The sequence below is a fragment of the Micromonospora sp. WMMB235 genome (assembly GCF_001855515.1).
Taxonomy (GTDB): Bacteria; Actinomycetota; Actinomycetes; order Mycobacteriales; family Micromonosporaceae; genus Micromonospora; species Micromonospora aurantiaca.
This window is the reverse complement of sequence record NZ_MDRX01000001.1, coordinates 2728537-2747238: the sequence shown is the minus strand read 5'-3', so window position 1 is coordinate 2747238 and position 18702 is coordinate 2728537. Positions and strand designations below refer to the sequence as shown.

22 protein-coding genes are annotated in these 18702 nt (G+C 73.0%); 9 read left to right on the top strand and 13 right to left on the bottom strand.

Annotated features, from left to right (window positions below):
* Positions 1-43: 43 nt before the first annotated feature.
* The 3 genes from BFV98_RS11310 to BFV98_RS11300 form a co-directional block, all read right to left on the bottom strand.
* Complete coding sequence (locus tag BFV98_RS11310) at positions 44-2107, bottom strand: 3-hydroxyacyl-CoA dehydrogenase NAD-binding domain-containing protein (protein ID WP_071096232.1); 2064 nt, start codon at positions 2105-2107, stop codon at positions 44-46.
* Positions 2104-3300: a thiolase family protein gene (locus BFV98_RS11305; protein ID WP_013284815.1), complete on the bottom strand. Its 1197-nt coding sequence runs from the start codon at positions 3298-3300 to the stop codon at positions 2104-2106. Before BFV98_RS11305 ends, BFV98_RS11310 begins: the two co-directional genes overlap by 4 nt.
* Positions 3301-3403: 103 nt before the next feature.
* Positions 3404-4723, bottom strand: coding sequence for a ribonuclease D (locus BFV98_RS11300; RefSeq protein ID WP_071096230.1), 1320 nt, complete (start codon positions 4721-4723; stop codon positions 3404-3406).
* Positions 4724-4955: 232 nt separating this feature from the next.
* Between BFV98_RS11300 and BFV98_RS11295 the strand changes: the two genes are divergently transcribed.
* The gene (locus BFV98_RS11295; protein WP_071096228.1) at positions 4956-6503 is read left to right on the top strand and encodes a trypsin-like peptidase domain-containing protein; all 1548 of its coding nucleotides are present in this window, start codon (positions 4956-4958) and stop codon (positions 6501-6503) included.
* Between the two features lie 87 nt (positions 6504-6590).
* Positions 6591-7406, top strand: coding sequence for a hypothetical protein (locus BFV98_RS11290; protein ID WP_071096225.1), 816 nt, complete (start codon positions 6591-6593; stop codon positions 7404-7406).
* A gap of 69 nt (positions 7407-7475) precedes the next feature.
* Here BFV98_RS11290 and BFV98_RS11285 read toward each other — a convergent pair whose 3' ends face one another.
* A complete protein-coding gene (locus tag BFV98_RS11285; protein WP_071096223.1) occupies positions 7476-8048 on the bottom strand; it encodes a DUF3000 domain-containing protein in 573 nt (190 codons plus the stop codon).
* 173 nt (positions 8049-8221) lie between these two features.
* Between BFV98_RS11285 and hemE the strand changes: the two genes are divergently transcribed.
* The 3 genes from hemE to hemQ are packed head-to-tail and all read left to right on the top strand — an operon-like array spanning position 8222 to position 11430.
* Positions 8222-9313, top strand: coding sequence for a uroporphyrinogen decarboxylase (gene hemE, locus BFV98_RS11280; protein WP_176921690.1), 1092 nt, complete (start codon positions 8222-8224; stop codon positions 9311-9313).
* A 9-nt stretch (positions 9314-9322) separates the two neighbouring features.
* Positions 9323-10732, top strand: coding sequence for a protoporphyrinogen oxidase (gene hemG / locus BFV98_RS11275; RefSeq protein ID WP_071096219.1), 1410 nt, complete (start codon positions 9323-9325; stop codon positions 10730-10732).
* Positions 10729-11430 carry a hydrogen peroxide-dependent heme synthase gene (gene hemQ / locus BFV98_RS11270; RefSeq protein ID WP_013474527.1) on the top strand — a complete coding sequence of 234 codons (702 nt, stop codon included), beginning with the start codon at positions 10729-10731 and terminating at the stop codon, positions 11428-11430. The genes hemG and hemQ overlap by 4 nt, the downstream gene beginning before the upstream one ends.
* Positions 11431-11525: 95 nt before the next feature.
* Here the strand turns inward: hemQ and BFV98_RS11265 are convergent, their stop codons facing one another.
* From BFV98_RS11265 to BFV98_RS11250, 4 genes are all read right to left on the bottom strand, one after another.
* Positions 11526-12641, bottom strand: a complete 1116-nt coding sequence (locus BFV98_RS11265; RefSeq protein WP_071096217.1) for a lytic polysaccharide monooxygenase — start codon at positions 12639-12641, stop codon at positions 11526-11528.
* A gap of 104 nt (positions 12642-12745) precedes the next feature.
* Entirely contained in the window at positions 12746-13189 is a 444-nt protein-coding gene (locus BFV98_RS11260; protein WP_071096216.1) for a GNAT family N-acetyltransferase, read from the bottom strand.
* A 137-nt stretch (positions 13190-13326) separates the two neighbouring features.
* Positions 13327-13998: a hypothetical protein gene (locus tag BFV98_RS11255; RefSeq protein WP_030274521.1), complete on the bottom strand. Its 672-nt coding sequence runs from the start codon at positions 13996-13998 to the stop codon at positions 13327-13329.
* Between the two features lie 53 nt (positions 13999-14051).
* Complete coding sequence (locus BFV98_RS11250; RefSeq protein WP_013284826.1) at positions 14052-14312, bottom strand: hypothetical protein; 261 nt, start codon at positions 14310-14312, stop codon at positions 14052-14054.
* Positions 14313-14467: 155 nt separating this feature from the next.
* Here BFV98_RS11250 and BFV98_RS11245 point away from each other — a divergent pair, with 155 nt between their 5' ends.
* Positions 14468-14743 carry an isoamylase early set domain-containing protein gene (locus tag BFV98_RS11245; protein WP_013284827.1) on the top strand — a complete coding sequence of 92 codons (276 nt, stop codon included), beginning with the start codon at positions 14468-14470 and terminating at the stop codon, positions 14741-14743.
* An 8-nt stretch (positions 14744-14751) separates the two neighbouring features.
* Here BFV98_RS11245 and msrB read toward each other — a convergent pair whose 3' ends face one another.
* Positions 14752-15162 carry a peptide-methionine (R)-S-oxide reductase MsrB gene (msrB, locus tag BFV98_RS11240; protein WP_013284828.1) on the bottom strand — a complete coding sequence of 137 codons (411 nt, stop codon included), beginning with the start codon at positions 15160-15162 and terminating at the stop codon, positions 14752-14754.
* A gap of 47 nt (positions 15163-15209) precedes the next feature.
* On the opposite strand from msrB, the gene ligD reads away from it, so the two are divergent.
* Positions 15210-16235: a non-homologous end-joining DNA ligase gene (ligD, locus tag BFV98_RS11235; RefSeq protein WP_071096214.1), complete on the top strand. Its 1026-nt coding sequence runs from the start codon at positions 15210-15212 to the stop codon at positions 16233-16235.
* 18 nt (positions 16236-16253) lie between these two features.
* Here ligD and BFV98_RS11230 read toward each other — a convergent pair whose 3' ends face one another.
* From BFV98_RS11230 to BFV98_RS11215, 4 genes are all read right to left on the bottom strand, one after another.
* Positions 16254-16586 carry a hypothetical protein gene (locus tag BFV98_RS11230; protein WP_013474531.1) on the bottom strand — a complete coding sequence of 111 codons (333 nt, stop codon included), beginning with the start codon at positions 16584-16586 and terminating at the stop codon, positions 16254-16256.
* A gap of 55 nt (positions 16587-16641) precedes the next feature.
* A complete protein-coding gene (locus tag BFV98_RS11225; protein ID WP_071098832.1) occupies positions 16642-16884 on the bottom strand; it encodes a hypothetical protein in 243 nt (80 codons plus the stop codon).
* A 62-nt stretch (positions 16885-16946) separates the two neighbouring features.
* Positions 16947-17144 carry a DivIVA domain-containing protein gene (locus BFV98_RS11220; RefSeq protein ID WP_071096212.1) on the bottom strand — a complete coding sequence of 66 codons (198 nt, stop codon included), beginning with the start codon at positions 17142-17144 and terminating at the stop codon, positions 16947-16949.
* Positions 17141-17395 carry a hypothetical protein gene (locus BFV98_RS11215; protein ID WP_018789000.1) on the bottom strand — a complete coding sequence of 85 codons (255 nt, stop codon included), beginning with the start codon at positions 17393-17395 and terminating at the stop codon, positions 17141-17143. The genes BFV98_RS11220 and BFV98_RS11215 overlap by 4 nt, the downstream gene beginning before the upstream one ends.
* Positions 17396-17597: 202 nt before the next feature.
* On the opposite strand from BFV98_RS11215, the gene BFV98_RS11210 reads away from it, so the two are divergent.
* Together BFV98_RS11210 and BFV98_RS11205 are read left to right on the top strand one after the other, a co-directional pair.
* Complete coding sequence (locus tag BFV98_RS11210; RefSeq protein WP_071096210.1) at positions 17598-18479, top strand: helix-turn-helix transcriptional regulator; 882 nt, start codon at positions 17598-17600, stop codon at positions 18477-18479.
* 4 nt (positions 18480-18483) lie between these two features.
* Complete coding sequence (locus BFV98_RS11205) at positions 18484-18666, top strand: DUF397 domain-containing protein (RefSeq protein WP_071096209.1); 183 nt, start codon at positions 18484-18486, stop codon at positions 18664-18666.
* The last annotated feature ends 36 nt before the right edge of the window (positions 18667-18702 follow it).

Sequence of the window (18702 nt, the reverse complement as noted above, 5' to 3'; positions counted from 1 at the left end):
GAACGGACAGCCCGACCACCGCGATCGATGCGTTGCGGTCGCCTCAGCGCAGGCTTGCCACGCCGTGCGGCAGGAACCGCTTGCCGGTCACCCGCTCGGAGGTGCCGGTCCGGTCCAGGTACGGCGTGACGCCGCCCAGGTGGAACGGCCAGCCGGCGCCGAGGATCATGCACAGGTCGATGTCCTGCGCCTCGGCGACGACGCCCTCGTCGAGCATGAGCCGGATCTCCTGCGCCAGCGCGTCCAGCGCGTTCTGCCGGACCTGCTCGGCGGTGAGCGGCTCGTCGCCGACCACGAGCAGCTTCGCCACCTCGTCGTTGATCTGGTCGTCGACCACGATCGGCTGGCCCGAGTCGGCGATCCGCTTGAGGTTCTCGCTGACGCCGAACCGGTCCGGGAACGCCTCGTGCAGGGTGCCGCCGACGTGGTACGCCACGGCCGGCCCGACGAGCTGGAGCAGCGCCAGCGGACGCATCGGCAGACCCAGCGGGTCCAGCGCGCTGTTCGCCACGTCCAGCGGGGTGCCCTGGTCGACGGCGGCGAACACGGTGCCGAGGAAGCGGGTCAGCAGCCGGTTCACCACGAACGCCGGAGCGTCCTTCACCAGCACCGACGACTTCCTGAGCTGCTTGCCGACCGCGAACGCGGTGGCCAGCGTGGCGTCGTCGGTCCGCTCGCCGCGGACGATCTCCAGCAGCGGCAGCACCGCGACCGGGTTGAAGAAGTGGAAGCCGACCACCCGCTCCGGGTGCTCCAGTTCGGCGGCCATCTCGGTGATGGACAGCGAGCTGGTGTTGGTGGCGAGCACCGCCTCCGGCTTGACGATCTTCTCCAGCTCGGCCCAGACCTGCTTCTTGACGCCCAGGTCCTCGAACACGGCCTCGATGACGAAGTCGGCGTCGGCGAAGACGGACTTGTCGACCGAGCCGCTGACCAGGCCGTACAGCTTGGCCGCGGTGCCCTTGTCCATCCGGCCCTTGCTGACGGCCTTCTCGATCTGGGTGTGCACGTAGCCGACGCCCTTGTCCACGCGGGACTGATCCAGGTCGGTCATCACGACCGGCACCTGAAGACGCCGGGCGAACAGCAGCGCGAGCTGGCTGGCCATCAAGCCGGCGCCGACGATGCCCACCTTGGTGACCGGACGGGCCAGGCCCTTGTCCGGCGCGCCGGCCGGGCGCTTGGCCCGCCGCTGCACCAGGTCGAAGGCGTACAGGCCGCTGCGCAGCTCCTCGGAGAAGACCAGGTCCGCGAGGGCCTCGTCCTCCGCCGCGGTGCCGGTGGCGAAGTCGGCGTCCTTCGCCGTCTCCAGCAGGTCCAGCGCCTTGTACGCGGACGGGACCGCGCCGTGCAGCCGCTGGTCGAGGGTCTGCCGGGCGAAGTAGAGCACGCCCGCCCACATGTCCTTGTCGACCTCGGGACGGGTCACGGTGACCTCGCCCCGGACCACGCCGGCGGCCCACTCCAGCGACCGCTCCAGGAAGTCGGCCGGCTCCAGCAGCACGTCCGCGATGCCCATCTCGGCAGCCTGCTTCGGCTTGAGCATCTTGTTCTGCATCAGCGGGTTCTGGATGATCACCTGCGTCGCGGCCGGAATGCCGATCAGGTTCGGCAGCAGCTGCGTACCGCCCCAGCCGGGGATGAGGCCGAGCGAGACCTCGGGCAGCGCCAGGGCCGCCGCGCCCGCCGACAGCGTCCGGTAGTGGCAGTGCAGCGCCAGCTCCAGGCCGCCGCCCATCGCCGCGCCGTTGACGAACGCGAAGGTGGGGACGCCGCTGTCCTTGAGCCGGGCGAAGACCCGGTGGCCCAGCCGGCCGATCTCCAGCGCCTGCTCGCGGTTCTCCAGGGCCGGCAGGCTGGTGATGTCCGCGCCCACGCAGAAGATGTACGGCTTGCCGGTGACCGCGATGAACGCCGGCTCCGCCGCCAGCGCGGCGGTGATCGCCTCGTCCAGGCTGGTCAGGCCGGCCGGGCCGAAGGTGTTGGGCTTGGTGTGGTCGAAGCCGTTGTCCAGGGTGATGAGGGCGGCGGGCCGGTCCAGCCCGGGTACGGCCACCTGGCGCAGCAGCGCCTTGGTGACGACCTCGTTCGGTGCGGCGAGGCTCACTTGTCTCCACCCTCCCAGTGCGGGTTCTCCCAGATCACGGTGCCGCCCATGCCGATGCCGATGCACATGGCGGTGAGGCCGTAGCGGACCTCGGGGTGCTCGGCGAACTGGCGGGCGAGCTGGGTCATCAGCCGGACGCCGGAGGACGCGAGCGGGTGACCGATGGCGATCGCGCCGCCCCACGGGTTGACCCGCGGGTCGTCGTCGGCGATGCCGAAGTGGTCGAGGAAGGCGAGCACCTGCACCGCGAACGCCTCGTTCAGCTCGAACAGGCCGATGTCGTCGATGCTCAGGCCGGCGATGCGCAGCGCCTTCTCGGTCGACGGGATCGGGCCGACGCCCATCACCTCGGGCTCGACGCCGACGAAGCCGAACGACACCAGACGCATGCCGACCGGCAGGCCCAGCTCGCGGGCGGTGTCCTCGGCCACCAGCAGCGCGGCGGTGGCGCCGTCGTTCAGGCCGGCCGCGTTACCGGCGGTGACCTTGCCGTGCGGCCGGAACGGGGTCTTCAGGCCGGCCAGCTTCTCCATCGAGGTGTCGCGGGGCGCCTCGTCCACTGTGGCCAGGCCCCAGCCCGCCTCCGGGTCGCGGACCGCCACCGGCACCAGGTCGCCCTGGAGCTTGCCGTTGGCGTACGCCTTCGCGGTCTTCTGCTGCGAGGCCAGCGCGAACGCGTCGGTGCGCTCCTTGGTGATGTGCGGGACGCGGTCGTGCAGGTTCTCCGCGGTGGAGCCCATCACCAGGGCGGACGGGTCGACGAGCTTCTCCGCGACGATGCGCGGGTTGGGGTCGACGCCCTCGCCCATCGGGTGGCGGCCCATGTGCTCGACGCCGCCGGCGATGGCCACGTCGTACGCGCCCACGGCGATGCCGCTGGCCACGGTGGTGACGGCGGTCATCGCGCCGGCGCACATCCGGTCGATGGCGAAGCCGGGCACGGTCTTGGGCAGGCCGGCCAGCAGGGCGGCGGTGCGGCCGATGGTCAGGCCCTGGTCACCGATCTGGGTGGTGGCGGCGATGGCCACCTCCTCCACCTTCTCCGGCGGAAGTTGCGGGTTGCGGCGCATCAGCTCGCGGATGCAGCGGATCACCAGATCGTCGGCGCGGGTGTTGGCGTACATCCCACCCGCCTTGCCGAACGGGGTACGGACGCCGTCGACGAAGACGACATCCCGGACTTCACGGGGCACTTGGAGCCTCCCTCGGCACGGGCATTTCCCCGGATGCTACTCGCCAGTAACCAGACGTGGCACCACACCCCGCGTGGCCCACCTCACACCCCGGCCGCGGCCGTCACTGCTGCGGGGTGTGCAACGCCTCCGTCAGCGCGGGCAGGAGCAGCCCGATCTGCCACTCCCGGGCACCGAACCCGCGCAGCGTCTCCGCGACCGTCTCGTCGGTGATCTCCGCTGGCGGCTGCCACGCCAGCCGGCGGATCGAGTCCGGCGCGATCAGGTTCTCCGCCGGCAGCCGGTGCGCCCCGGCGGTGCCGACCACCACCTCCCGGGCCCGGGCCAGCCGCCCGGCCGCCACCGGGTCGCGTTCGGCCCACCGGTGCGGCGGAGGCGGACCCTCCACCGCCGGGCTCACCGGCAGCGCGTCGTCCGGCAACTGGCGCGCGTCGTCCAGCGCCGCCAGCCAGGTACGCGCCAGCCGGCGCACCGACCGCCCACCGAACCCGGGGAGCGTGAGCAGCGTCTTCTCGTCCTTCGGGTCCAGCTCGGCGGCGGCCACGATGGCCGAGTCGGGCAGTACCCGGCCCGGCGCGGCGTCCCGGCGGGAGGCGATCTGGTCCCGCGCGTACCAGAGGGAACGCACCCGGGCCTGGGCCCGCGCGCCGCGTACCCGGTGGATGCCGGACGTGCGCCGCCACGGCTCGGCGCGGACGCGCGGCGAGGCGCCGTTGCGCACCAGCGCGTCGAACTCCTCCGCCGCCCAGCCCGACTTGCCCTGCCGCTGCAACTCCTCGTCCAGCGAGTCGCGCAGGTCGACGAGCAGTTCGACGTCGAGCGCCGCGTACGTCAGCCAGGACTCCGGCAGCGGCCGGCTCGACCAGTCGGCGGCGGAGTGGTGCTTCTCCAGGCTGAACCCGAGCAGCTGTTCGGTCAGCGCGGCCAGGCCGACCCGCTCGAAACCGGCCAGCCGGGCGGCCAGTTCGGTGTCGAACAACCGGCGCGGGCGCAGCCCCACCTCGGCCAGGCAGGCGAGATCCTGGCTGGCCGCATGCAGCACCCACTCGGTCTCGGCGATCACCGCGTCCAGGGCGGACAGGTCGGGCAACGGCAGCGGGTCGATGAGCGCGGTGCCGGCGCCGCCGCGGCGCAGCTGCACCAGGTAGGCGCGCTGGCTGTAGCGGTAGCCGGAGGCGCGTTCGGCATCGAGGGCCACCGGGCCGGTGCCGGCCGCGAAGCGGGCCACGACCTCGTCCAACTCGGCAGGTGTGGCCACCGGGGCGGGCGTGCCGTCGCGCGGCGCGGTCAGAGGGACGGCCGCGCCCGGATCGGTCTCGGACCCCGCGTCCGCCGGCTCCGGCAGGGCCGACGTCGGCTGGGCGGACGCCTCCCCGGTACGGCTTTCGGCGGCCCGACGGCGCAGGGGTGGTTCGTCGGTCACCTGACAACCCTAGTAGGCCGGACGATCCGGTGTGCGCAGCCGGTCCGGCGCGTGTCGGCGCGATGGCCGTCAGGTGACCGGAAAGGTGCGGGTTGCGGGGCCGTGAGAGGGTCGGACAAGGGGGAAGACAAAGCCCGTTCCCGCCGGTACGGTCCATCGAGCCGCGAACGGCGTACGGGTGCCGCAGCGGGTCGGGGGGCGTCGGCGAAGCCGACGGGGAGGACGGTCGAGCATGACAGGCGGGTACGGAACCGGCGACGACGTGCCGGGGCACGGCGGCGGCGACACGGCAGCCGACCGGCCGGGGCCGCTGCCGCCGCGCTTCGCCCCGCCCGCCGGTTCGGCCCCGGTGCCGGGATCGTTCCCCGGTGGATCCGAGTGGGCCGGCACCCCCGGCTACCCGGCGCGGGCCGCCGTCCAGCCGCCCGCCGGCTACCCGGGTCTCCCGGACCCGGCCGGCACGCCGCAGCCGACGCCCTACGCGGCCTCGTCCGGCGTCGCGACCCCGCCCGCCACGGCCCAGCCGTCCTACGGCACCACGCCGTCCGAGCCGGGCCGGTCGTCCTACGGCTCCGCGCCGGCCCAGCCGTCCTACGGCTCCGCGCCGGCCCAGCCGTCCTACGGCTCCGCGCCGGCCCAGCCGTCCTACGGCTCCGCGCCGGGCCAGCCGTCGTCCTTCGGCGCCGTACCGGCGCAGACCTCCCGGTCCGCCGCCCCGGCGTACCCGGGCCAGCCGGCCGCGTCACCGTCCTATCCGGGCCAGCCGGTCTCCGCGTCACCGTCCTATCCGGGCGGGCCGGGCTCGTCGTCGTACCCGGACCGGGCGCCCGCCGCACCGTCGTATCCGGGCCTGTCCGGCAGCGGCCCGTCGTACCCCGGCCAGCCGGTGTCCGCGCCCGCCTACCCGGGGCAGCCGGTGTCGGCGCCGTCCCAGCCCGGTTCCGCGTACCCCGGTCAGGCGGCCCTCGTCGGCGGCCCGGCCGGCTTCGGTGCGCAGCCGGCGCGGCGCAGCCGGGTGGCGGTGGTGGCGCTGGCCCTTGCCGCCGTGCTGACGGTGGTCACCGGCGTGCAGGCGTACCAGATCTACCGGCTCGACGACCGGCTCGCCGCCGCCGACAAGCGGATGGCCGAGGGGCAGGGCACGGACGCCAGCCGGCTCGACGGCCTGGAGCAGCGCGCCGGCAGCCTGGAGAAGAAGGCCGGCGCGGCCTTCAACCCGGAGGCGGTGGCCAGCGCGGTGCTGCCGAGCGTGTTCCGGGTGCGGGCCGGGCAGTTCACCGGTACGGCGTTCGCCGTCGGCAAGGCCCCGTCCGGCGGCGGCACCACCCTGCTGACGAACTTCCACGTGGTCGAGTCGGTCTTCACCGCGGGTGAGCGCAAGGTGTTCCTGGAGCGCAAGGACCAGCGGTTCGAGGCGACCATCATCGCCACCGACAAGGACAAGGACCTGGCGCAGCTGCAGACCACCGCCAAGTTCACCGGGCTGGTCGCGGCCCGCGACCCGGTGCGGTCGGGCCAGCAGATCATCGTGGTCGGCGCGCCGCTCGGGTTGCAGGACAGCGTCACCACGGGCGTGGTCAGCGCGTTCCGCGAGGACGAGCGCGGCGGCGGCCCGGTGATCCAGTTCGACGCGCCGATCAACCCGGGCAACTCCGGTGGCCCGGTGATCAACGGCTCGAAGGAGGTCGTCGGCATCGCCACGGCCAAGGCCCGCAACGCCGAGGGCATCGGGCTCGCGGTGCCGATCAAGACCGCCTGCGACCGGTTCCGGCTCTGCTGACCGGTGGCCGCACCGGCCCGGCCGCACCGCATCGACCCCGGCCCATCGGGCCACCCCGCGGGGGACCAGCACATCTGGAGGAACGACATGTCCTACCCACCGGCCGGGGGCGACAACCCGCCCCCGGCGCCGGGGGGCACGGTCTACGGCAACCCGTACGGCAGCCGGCCCGCGCCCCAGCAGTACGACCCGAACCAGCCAGCGCCGACGCTGCACCAGCCCACCGTGTCCGACGGCGCCCCCGGGTACGGCGGATACCAGCCCGCCACGCCGGGACAGCCGGGATACGCGCCCGGCGCCGCCCCGGTGCCCCCGCCGGCGCAGCCGATGTCGGCGCCGCCGGTCTCCGTCCCGCCGGTCTCCGCCCCCGGCTACGCGCAGCCGATGTCGGTCCCGCCCGCGTCGGCTCCGCCGGTGTCCGGCCCCGGCTTCGGGCCGCCGCCGATGTCCGGGCCGCCCGGCCCGTACGGCCCGGCGGGTGCCCCGCCGGCCACCGGCGGCGGCAGGAAGTGGGCGGCGCTGGTGCTCGGCCTCGTCGCCGCGCTGCTGTTCGTCTTCGGCGGCGTGATGACGTTCCTGTACGTCTCCACGAACGGCGAGCTGGACAAGTCCCGGCAGACGGTCAGCCAGCGGGACGGCACGATCTCGGCGAACCAGCAGGAGATGGAGAAGCTCAAGGGTGAGCTGAAGGCGGTCCAGGAGCGGCTGTCGGACACCCAGCAGGACCTGACCGGCACCAAGAACGACCGGGACGAGCAGGCCCGGCAGAAGAAGGTCATCGCGAACTGCCTGGACAAGCTGACCACGGCCATGGCGGCGGCGTCGCGCGGCGACCGGGCCGCCTTCGAGGCGGCCAGCAAGGGCCTGGACAAGATCTGCGACGAGGCCGAGAACTACCTCTGACCGGCGTCCACCGAAGGCCGTCCCGGTTCGTCCGGGGCGGCCTTTCGCGTGTCTCCGGGCGGGGTGCGGTCAGGCGGCGCCGGCGGAGCGGCGGGTGGGCAGCGCGGTGACGCCGGGCGGCGGCAGGCCGGCCGTGGAGGCCAGCAGCGTGCACCAGCCGAGCAGGTGCGGGCCCAGGTCGGCGCGCAGCGGCGTCCAGGAGGCGCGGATCTCGATGTCACCGGCGGCGGGCGGCCCGGCCAGCTCGCCGAAGCGGGTGGAGAGCGTCTGGGTGACTGTGCCGCCGATCGCCCGGTGCCCGGCGCCCTGCGCGTCGAGCGCGTCGGTCAGCCAGGTCCAGCCGACACCGGGCAGCAGCGGATCGCTGGCCAGGTCGACCTCCAGCTCGGCGGTGACGTACGTGACCAGCCGCAGCGTGCCCTGCCACGCCTCGTGCCCGGCCGGGTCGTGCAGCAGGATCAGCCGGCCGGTGGCCACCTCGTCCTCGTCGCGCATCACGGCGGCGGAGAGCGCGAACGCGTACGGGGCCAGCCGCTGCGGCGCGCCGACCTCCTCCAGGATGATCTCCGGTCGGGGCGTGGCCGATCGCAGCCCCGCGACCGCGCGGGCGAACGTTTCCGGGAGCGCGATCGGGGGGGCCATGCGGGCAGCCTATGCCGCGCTCACCGCGCGGCGCGCGACGGCGCGCCGGGTGATCGACGGTTAAGAAGGGGCCCTTCCGCTACCGGAGGCGTTAAGCGGGGGCCCTTCCTTCTACGTCACAAATGCGGACGGTGAACGCGGGCGCGCACCGGGGGCGTGGCACGATTGCCGCGATGACCACCGACACCACGGGCACTGCCGCCCGAGACGGAGAACCCCGCCGCGGCGGGCCGGCCGACTCGCCCTTCGTCCGCGCCTGCCGGCGCGAGCCGGGCCCGCACACCCCGGTCTGGTTCATGCGCCAGGCCGGCCGGTCGCTGCCGGAGTACCGGGAGATCCGGGCCAACGTGCCGATGCTGGAGTCCTGCCGCCGGCCCGACCTGGTCACCGAGATCACGCTCCAGCCGGTGCGCCGGCACGGCGTGGACGCGGCGATCCTGTTCAGCGACATCGTGGTGCCGGTCGCCGCGGCCGGCATCGACCTGGACATCGTGCCCGGCACCGGTCCGGTGGTCGCCGAGCCGGTCCGTACCGCCGCCGACGTCGAGCGGATCACCCCGATCGGCCGCGACGACGTGTCGTACGTGGACGAGGCGGTCCGCCGGCTCGTCGTCGAGCTGGGCGACACCCCTCTGATCGGCTTCGCCGGCGCCCCGTTCACGCTCGCCAGTTACCTGGTCGAGGGCGGCCCGTCGCGTACGCACGCCAAGACCAAGGCGCTGATGTACGGCGACCCGGAGCTGTGGCACGCGCTGTGCGCGCGGCTGGCCGAGGTGACGCTGGCGTTCCTCCAGGTGCAGATCGACGCCGGGGTCTCCGCGGTGCAGCTGTTCGACTCGTGGGCCGGCGCGCTCTCCGAGGCGGACTACCGCCGCTTCGTGTTGCCGCACTCGACGTACGTGCTGGGCGGCCTCGCCGACGCCGGTGTGCCGCGGATCCACTTCGGGGTGGGCACCGGCGAGCTGCTCGGCGCGATGGGCGAGGCCGGCGCCGACGTGGTGGGCGTGGACTGGCGGACGCCGCTCGACGTCGCCACCGGCCGGATCGGGCCGGACAAGGCGGTGCAGGGCAACCTCGACCCGACGGTGCTGCTCGCCGGATGGCCGGTGGTGGAGGCCGAGGTGCGGCGCATCGTCGAGCAGGGCCGGGCCGCTCCCGGCCACGTGTTCAACCTCGGTCACGGCGTCCTGCCGGAGACCGACCCCGAGGTGCTGACCCGGGTGGTCGCGCTGGTGCACGAGCTGACCGCGCGACCGGTGCGCTAGGAGGAGACAGTGGTGCGACCGTGGCGGGTGGCGATCGTCGGTGGCGGGATCACCGGGCTGGCCGCCGCCGTCCGGTTGCGCGACCGGGCCCCCGAGGGCACCGAGATCACCGTGTACGAGCAGTCCGGCCGCCTCGGCGGCAAGCTGCACACCGGTGAGCTGGCCGGCGGGCCGGTCGAGTTCGGCGCGGAGTCGTTCCTGATGCGCGACCCGGCCGGTGGCGAGTCGGCGGCGGTGACGCTGGCCCGCCGCCTCGGACTGGACGCGTCGATCGTGCACCCGACCGTCGGGCAGGCGGCCCTGCTCGTCGACGGCACGTTGCGCCAGGTCCCGGGCGGCACGCTCGTCGGCGTACCCGGGGATCTGGACAAGGTGGCGGCGGTCGCGCCGCCGGCCGCGGACGCCGACCGCGACGCGGGCCACCCGCTGCTGGCCGACGGTGAGGACACCTCGGTCGGTGAGCTGGTCCGCAAGCGTCTCGGAGACGCGGTGGTGGAGCGGCTGGTCGACCCGATGCTCGGCGGCGTGTACGCCGGGCGGGCCGACGACCTGTCGCTCGTCACCACGATGCCGGCGCTGGCCCGCGCGGCACGCGCCGAGCACACGCTGGTCGGTGCGGTACGCGCCGCGCAGGCCGCCGCGCCGCGCGCGCCCGGCGCACCGGTCTTCGGCACGCTCGCCGGTGGGCTGAGCACGCTGGTCGAGGCGGCGGCGACGGCGAGCGGGGCGACGATCCGCCGGGGCGCCGCGGTACGCGAGTTGCGCCGCACCCCGGACGGCTGGCGGCTCACAGTCGGGCCGACCCGCGACGCCGAGCACGTCGAGGCGGACGCGGTGCTGCTCGCGGTGCCGGCCCGCCCGGCCGCCCGGCTGCTCGCCGCCGCCGCGCCCGAGGCGGCCGGCACGGTGGGCGCGCTCGACTACGCGAGCGTCGCCCTGATCACCCTCGCGCTGCCGGGGCCGGCCCTGCCGGAGCTGTCCGGCTTCCTGGTGCCGGCCGGTGAGGGGCTGACGATCAAGGCGTCCACGTTCTTCACCACCAAGTGGGGGCACCTGCGGCGGCCGGACGGGCTGGCGCTGGTGCGCGCCTCGGTGGGCCGGTACGGCGACGAGACGTCGCTGCAGCTCACCGACGACGACCTGGCCGACACGGCGCACCGGGAGCTGTCGGCGGTGCTCGGCGCGCCGCTGCCGGCGCCGGCGGCCCGGCACGTGCAGCGGTGGGGTGGCGCGCTGCCCCAGTACACGCCCGGGCACACCGCCCGGGTGGCGGCGGTCCGGACGGCGCTGCGCGCCGCCCACCCGACGCTTGCAGTGGCCGGGGCCGGTTACGACGGCGTCGGCATCCCGGTGTGCGTCCGCTCCGGCGAGACGGCGGCCGAAGAGATCATCACGGCACTGGAAGGATCGGCAGCATGACCGAGCAGACCAACGCGGCGCGGCTGCGCGAGCTCAACGAGACCATCCGCTACACGATGTGGTCGGTGTACCGGGCCACCAGCCCGCTGCCGTCGCTGCGGGAGAACGTCGTCGACGAGGTCGAGTCGCTCTTCACCGAGCTGGCCGGTAAGGACGTCACGATCCGGGGCACGTACGACGTGGCCGGGCTGCGCGCCGACGCCGACCTGATGATCTGGTGGCACTCGTCGTCCAGCGACGCGCTCCAGGACGCGTACCTGCGGTTCCGCCGCACCACGCTGGGCCGGGCGCTCACCCCGGTCTGGTCGCAGATGGCGCTGCACCGCCCGGCCGAGTTCAACAAGAGCCACATCCCGGCGTTCCTGAACGACGAGGAGCCCCGCGCCTACCTGTGCGTCTACCCGTTCGTGCGCTCGTACGAGTGGTACCTGCTGCCCGACGCCGAGCGGCGCGAGCTGCTGGCCGAGCACGGCAAGATGGCCCGGGGCTACCCGGACGTGCGGGCCAACACGGTCGCCTCGTTCGCGCTCGGCGACTACGAGTGGATGCTGGCGTTCGAGGCCGACGAGCTGCACCGGATCGTGGACCTGATGCGTGACCTGCGCGCCTCCGGCGCCCGCCGGCACGTACGGGAGGAGATCCCGTTCTACACCGGCCGCCGCCGCTCGGTCGCCGACATCGTCAACTGCCTGGTGTGAAAGGAAGGGCACCTTCTTAACGCCTGCGGTAGAGGAAGGGGCCCCGCTTAACACCGCGACGGTGTCGAGCAGGGCCCCGACCGGGACGGCGGTCGTCAGGAGGTCGTCGTGCAGGACACGATGCTGGGCACCGGGTTCGTCGCACCGGCCGAGCCGGTGAAGCCGAACGAGGTGCTCGCACCCGGCGCGAGCGAGCCGTTGTAGGCCACGTTGCGTGCCGTCACGAGCGTTCCGCTCGTTGTCACAGTGGCGTTCCACGCCGAGTTGACCTGCTGGCCGTTCTGGTAGTTCCAGCTCACCGACCAGCCGCGGATCGGCGAACCGCTGCCGTTCGTCACCTTCACGTCGGCCTGGAAACCGCCACCCCACGAACCGGTGATCGCGTACGTCGCGGTGCAGCCACCGGCCGGGTTCGGCGTGGTCGGCGGCGGGCTGGTGGGCGGGGTGCTGGTGGGCGGCGTGCTCGTCGGCGGGGTGCTGGTGGGCGGCGTGCTGGTCGGCGGGGTGGTCGGGCCGGACCCGCCGAAGTCCACGTCGCTGCACAGGTAGTAGGACTGGTCCAGGTGGCTGGCCTGCCAGATCGTGTAGACCACGTGCCGGCCGGTGCGGCCCGGCGCGTTTGCCGGGATCTGGATGGACACGCCGTCCACCTCACGCGTCCACTGGCTGGCCGGTGTGTTGCCGATCTGGCCGACCAGTTCCAGGTCGCTCCAGCGCAGCGGCGAGGTGAGCGCGTTGTAGCCCTGCTTGGTCACGTACACCCGGATGTAGTCGGCACCGTGGCTGGCCTGGTCGAAGAACTTGACCCGGAAGTTGTTGGTCACCGGCACGGTCTTCCAGGCGCCGACCGTGTCGAGCGCGTTGTACCGGCCGCTCTGGGTGCGGCCGCCGCTGCAGAGCTGCCCGTCCGGGATGGCGCCCTGGTGGTTGCCGGCCACGCCCTCGCGGAACAGGCCGTTCCAGTTCCACATGGCGTTCGGGTCGGCCTGCCACGCCTGCCAGCACATCGGATCCTGGGTGGCCATGGCCGGGTTCTGGAAGTCACCGCCCCAACGCTGCCAGCAGCTGTAGCTGCGCGACGCCGGGTCGACCACCGAACCGTGCGCCGAGGCCGGGCCGGAGAACGCGGTGGTGAGCAGCGCCGCGACGACCGCGCAGACGCCGAGGATCGCCGCCGCGAGCGGTAGCGGGCGGCGGTACGGAGTGGACATGGAAAGCCTCCGGGAAGGGTGTCGGTGCACGACGCCCGGACTCGGGAGTTGCCCTCTCCCGCGTGGCGGCTCCGCCCGCACGCTGCCACAGAAAGCGACAAACGTCAATGAGTTGGGTCGCGGCGCATCGGAGTGTGCGGGATGCCGTCCTCGACGTAGCCGGGGCCGCTGACCTCGAAGCCGAGCCCTTCGTAGAAGCCGACCAGATGCGTCTGCGCGTCGAGCACGCACGGCCGGTCACCCACCACGGCGAGCGCCTCGGTCATCAGCGCGCCGGCCAGGCCCGCGCCGCGGGCCACCGGCGCCACCACCACCCGCCCGATCCGTGCCACGCCGCCGGGGTCGGCCAGGATCCGCAGGTACGCGACCACGGCGCCGTCGCGGCTCAGCCACAGGTGGCGGGTGCCGGGTTCGACGTCCCGGCCGTCCAGTTCCGGGTACGGGCAGGACTGCTCGACCACGAACACGTCGATGCGCAGCCGGAGCAGGTCGTGGAAGGTGCTGGTGTCCAGGTCGGCGAAGCTTGCCAGGTGGGACTCGACGGGCATCGGCCCAGGGTAGGCGGCGCGTCTCCGCCCGGTCGTGCTCCCCCTGGCGCGGCACGTCGGCTCGGCGCGCCGGGCCGGCGCGGTCCCGGTGTGCCGGCTCAACGCGCGGCGGTTCGGCGTGGCCGGGCCGGCGCTGCTCAGCCCTTCGACGTGCGCAGCCCGGTGGCGGTGGCGGTGACGGCGCGCTCGAACCAGGTGCCGGTGTCGGCCGCCGAGCGGGTCCAGACCGCGACGCACTGGGTCACCCGGCCGTGGCGCAGGCAGCCGTAGCGGTGCGGGAAACGCGTGCCGTCGGACACGGTCATGGTCGCCGACACCACCCGGCCCGGCACGCCCAGCCCGGCGGGCAGGTCCCCCGCGGTGTGCCCGGTGGTCACCTGGCCCTCCTCCTCGTCGCGCTCGCACGCCTCCAGCAGGCCGAAGACCTGCCGTACCGCGTCCGCGGCGGCCGCCTCGTCCGGGTAGACCACCGTCTCCTGGGCGATCTCGACGAACTCGCCGGCCGGGGTGCCCTCCGGCGTGACGAAGACCCGGGTGGACGCGACGAGCCGCCGGTCGAGCAGGGGCAGCGGGCGACCGCAGACGACACCGTCGGAGTCGAGCCGCTCACTGGCGTGCTCGGGCTTCTCGGCCAGGCCGGCCAGGTCGCCGGTCGCGGCGTACCGGTCGCGCAGCGCCGCGGCGGCCCCGCCGTCGGTGGGCGAGGGCGCGGCCAGGGCCGGCGCGGGGGCGGTGGCGGGCTCGGTGGTGGAACCGCAGCCGGCGAGGACGGCGACCAGGGCCACCGCGATGATCAACCGTCGGGACACCGGAGGGATGCTAGACGGAGATCGACGCCGGTGCCGCCCCGGGAGCGCCCGCGTCAGGCGGGGCGGGCGCCGACCGCGTCGCGTACCTCGGCGCCCTGCTCGCCCTCGACGGCGCGGGCGCAGTGGGCGCAGCAGAAGAAGCGGCCGGAGACCTCGACGCCGTGCCCGACGATCTTGATCTGGCAGTGCTCGCAGATCGGCGCCATCTTGTGCACCGCGCACTCGAAACAGTCGAACGTGTGCCGCGACCCGTCGACGGTGCGCACCTCGAACGCCATCCAGTAGTCGTTGCCGCAAACCTCGCAGGCAGCCATGCGAAACCCCCCGAAAACGGACCTGTCATCCGAGAGTCGCGCAGACGACACCTTCGAGCAACCGGAACCGGCGAACCTGATCCGGCCCCACGGCGAGTCGCTCCCGGCGTGTCGCGCGTTGACTGCTGTGACCGCCGAAAATCCCCGGAGGATTCGTGATCAAGCGCAACAAGCTCTTCGGCAACCAGACCCGGGTGACGTTCTCGCTGCCCCGGGACACCCCGGCCGGCACGGTGAGCGTGGTCGGCTGCTTCAACGGCTGGGAGCCCGGCCGGCACGAACTGGTGCCGCGCCGTGACGGCACCCGTACCGTGACGGTCCGGCTGAAGCCGGGGGAGTACCGCTTCCGCTACCTGGCCACCGGCGGGGTGTGGCTGGACGACGAGGCCGCCGACCAGGTGGACGAGGCCGGCGGCCTGCTGCGGCTCTGACGCCGCCGTCAGCCGGCGCTGGGCTCCAGCCGCACCGAGATCGAGTTGACGCAGTGCCGGGTGTCCTTCGGGGTGAAGCCCTCACCCTCGAAGACGTGCCCGAGGTGGCTGTCGCAGCGCGCGCAGCGGATCTCCACGCGCCGCATGCCGAGCGTGTTGTCCGGGATCTCCTTGACCGCGCCCGGGATGGCGTCGTCGAAGCTCGGCCAGCCGCAGTGCGAGTCGAACTTGTCCTGGCTGCGGAACAGTTCCAGCCCGCAGGCCCGGCAGTGGTAGACGCCGGGGGTCTTGGTGTCGACGTACTCGCCGGTCCAGGGCGCCTCGGTGCCGGCCTCGCGGAGCACCCGGAACTCCTCGGGGCTCAGCCGCACGCGCCATTCGTCCTCGGTACGGGGCAGTTCGTTGTCGGAAAGACTCACCGTTCCACGGTACGTCGGGTGTCGGTGGCATCGCATATGGTCGCGTGATGGCGGGCAAGGGTGCGGTCGAGGAGATCGAGGTAGCCGGGCACGCGGTGCGGCTGAGCAGCCCCGATCGGGTGATCTTCCCGCAGCGCGGCTTCACCAAGGCCGACGTCTTCCGCTACTACCTGGCCGTCGGCGACGGGATCATGCGCGCCCTGCGCGACCGGCCGACCACGCTCCAGCGCTTCCCCGACGGCATCGAGGGGGAGATGTTCTTCCAGAAGCGGGTGCCGCAGCGGGGCGTGCCCCCGTGGGTCAGCACCGCGCGGATCGCCTTCCCCAGCGGCCGCCCGGCCGACGAGCTGTGCCCGGCCGACCTGGCGCACGTGGCCTGGGCGGCGCAGATGGGCACGGTGGTGTTCCACCCGTGGCCGGTGCGCGCCGCCGACACCGACCGCCCCGACGAGCTGCGCGTCGACCTCGACCCGCAGCCCGGCACCGACTTCGCCGACGCGGTGACCGCCGCCGCTGAGCTGCGCGGTCTGCTCGACGAGCTGGGCGTGCCCGGCTGGCCGAAGACCTCCGGCGGCCGGGGCGTGCACGTCTACCTGCGCATCCAGCCGCGCTGGACGTTCGTGGAGGTACGCCGCGCCACCATCGCGCTGGCCCGGGAGCTGGAACGCCGCCGCCCCGAGCTGGTCACCACCGCCTGGTGGAAGGAGGAGCGCGGCGAGCGCGTCTTCGTCGACTTCAACCAGATGGCGCGGGACCGCACCATCGCCTGCGCGTACTCGCTGCGCGCCAACGCCCGCGCCACCGTCTCCACCCCCGTCGACTGGGACGAGCTGCCCGAGGTCGACCCGGACGACTTCCACCTGGGCACGGTGCCGGCCCGATTCGCCGAGCGCGGCGACCCGCACGCCGGCATCGACGACGCCCCGTGGGACATCACGCCGCTGCTGGAGTGGGCCGAGCGGGACGCCGCGGACGGCCTGGGCGACATGCCGTACCCGCCGGAGTACCCGAAGATGCCCGGCGAGCCGAAGCGGGTCCAGCCGTCAAAGGACCGCGACCGCCCCCGCCTCTGACGCCCCCCCCAGCAGCGGTCAGACGGGCGGAGGCGGACACTCCAGCACGGCGATCGAGTTCCCGGCGAACAGCCCCAGGTGCGGGTGCCCGGAGAAGATCCGGACCGCCTCGTCGTGCGAGTACGCCTCCACGATCGCGTAGGCGATCAGGTTGTCCGTGATGTCCTCGACGCCCCGCGTCGTGACCAGCTTCTTCCCATACAGCGGAGCGCCGGGGTCGACGAGGGCGCTCTCGTTGGCCTGCGCCCATGCCGCCCAGGCGTTCATGAAGTCGGTCTGCTGCTGTTCGGTGAGGTCGGCCTTGCCGGCCTCGTCAGCGGCGCCGTTGAAGAGTGCAAGGAACCTGCCCATCCCCGGATGCTACCGGCGGCCCTCCTCCCGCCGGACCCAGCGCGCGGGCGCCGGGTCACGCGCCGCACGAACCGTCGTGGTCGTTGCGGTGGCCGCACCGGCCGGCGCCGTCGAGCCGGGCGTCGCACCAGACCCGGGTACGCGCGAACTGGCTGTCCTCCTCGCTCAGCGTGGTCTCGCCGAAGTCGATGACCGTGACGTGGCCGAGCGACGCGCGCAGCGTCACCGCGAGGGCGGCTGCCTCGTCGGCGCTGGTCAGCGTGGTGGGCAGGTGAATGATCCAGCGTTGCTCGATCATCGTGGCCACCCGCCCGGCGGGGCGTCCGGGTCACGGAGGCGGCAGGCGCGATGCTGGGACTGTCACTGCCGCAGCGCCTGGCGGACGCGCTCGGCCTCGGTCCGCGTGGTGACCAGCTCACGGCTCAGACGTTCGAGTTCGTCGGCCGCCCGGTCGAGGTGGTCGCGTACCTGGGCTGGGTCGAGACCGCGCCAGCGCCGGTCGAAGAAGGCAGCGCGGACGTGGTGCGGGAGCAGGCGTTCCCCGGTCACGTAGATCACCGCACGGGTGCCGTCTGCTCGGCGACGAGCGTATGGATCTGCCTGTCGGTGAGCCCGCGCAAGTCGAGCACCCGGCGGCCCCAGCGGTGCAGCCGGCACGGGTGGGGTGCCCGGTCGTTGCGGCAGCGCGGTCCCTCGGGCCACTGCTCGGGGGCGTGCACGGTGATCGCCCGGACCGCGAAGGTGACATCCTCGGCGGTGACGTAGGGCGGAAGCGGAATGTCGCCGAGGATGCGATCGATCGAGTCCATGACTCTCCTTTGTGGATCGGCGCCAGGTGCGGGGACGGATGCCGGGATGAGGTTTCGGGGAAAGGCATCCGTCCCCGCGAACCCGCCGCGTCCCCGGCGGGCACCACAATGGTCAATTCACCTCTGGCCCGAGGCAATCTTTCGCGGCAGAATGCAGACCAAGGGATGAGGTGCCTTACGCGACAACACCAAAGGAGATGACGTGGACGACTCGGGAAGCACCGTCCCGCGTAGGCAGCTCGGCAGATATCTGAGAGAACTTCGCGAAGGCGCGCACGTCACGGTGACCGCGGCGGCCAAGGAACTCGAATGGTCGGCGCCCCGGATCTGGCGTTACGAAACGGGTCAGGTGCCGATGCACCCGAATGACGTGGAAGCCATGTGCCGCGTTTACGGCACGTCGCGAGAAACCATCGAAACCATGCGCTCTCTGGCCCGGGAAACCAAGGCGCACGGTTGGTGGCACAGCTACGGGGAGGCAATTAAAGACTGGTTCAAGTTGTACGTGGGCCTGGAAGCCGCCGCGACGAAGATTCGCAAGTACGAGGCAAATTTGGTACCGGGCTTGCTGCAGACCGTCGAGTACATGACCGAGGTGATTGCTACCGACAACCCGCAGTTGAGTGACGCGGAGCGGCAAGCGAAGGTGGACGTCCGGCTACGGCGGCAACGGCTGCTGGCCCGTGCAGTGCCGCGAGCTCCCTACCTAGACGTGGTCCTAAATGAGGCGGTGCTACGTCGACCGCTGCGCGATCTGTCGGCGATGGGTAGGCAAATCGATGCCCTGGTGGTGGCGAGCCAACAGCACAACATCCGTATCCGGGTGCTCCCACTCAGCGCTGGTCTCTACCGCTGGGCGTCGGCTGGAACGTTCACGATGCTCGACTTCCCGACCGACGTGCGGGAACCGGAGCCGACCACCATCTACATGGACGGTCCATGCGGCGCGGCATACCTTGACAAGGTTCACGAGATCCAGACCTACGAGGACGGCTGGCGCTCGCTCGGTGAGCGGGCGCTCGATGCTGGTGAGTCCCGCAAGCTGATGATGACGATAGCTGAGGAGATGACCGATGGGACGTGATGGAGTGTGGCGCAAGTCGTCCCGGTCCGGCGGCGAAGGTGATTGCGTCGAGGTGGCCGGTTTCGCCGACGCGGTCGGGGTGCGGGACACCAAGGACCGGCAGGGGCCAGCGCTGAGCTTCGATCGGACGGCGTGGACCCGATTCGTCGGGGCGGTTCGCGCGGACTGCTTGAACGACCAGGGCTGATCTGTCGCCGTGGGTGGTGCCGGCCTACCGGCACCA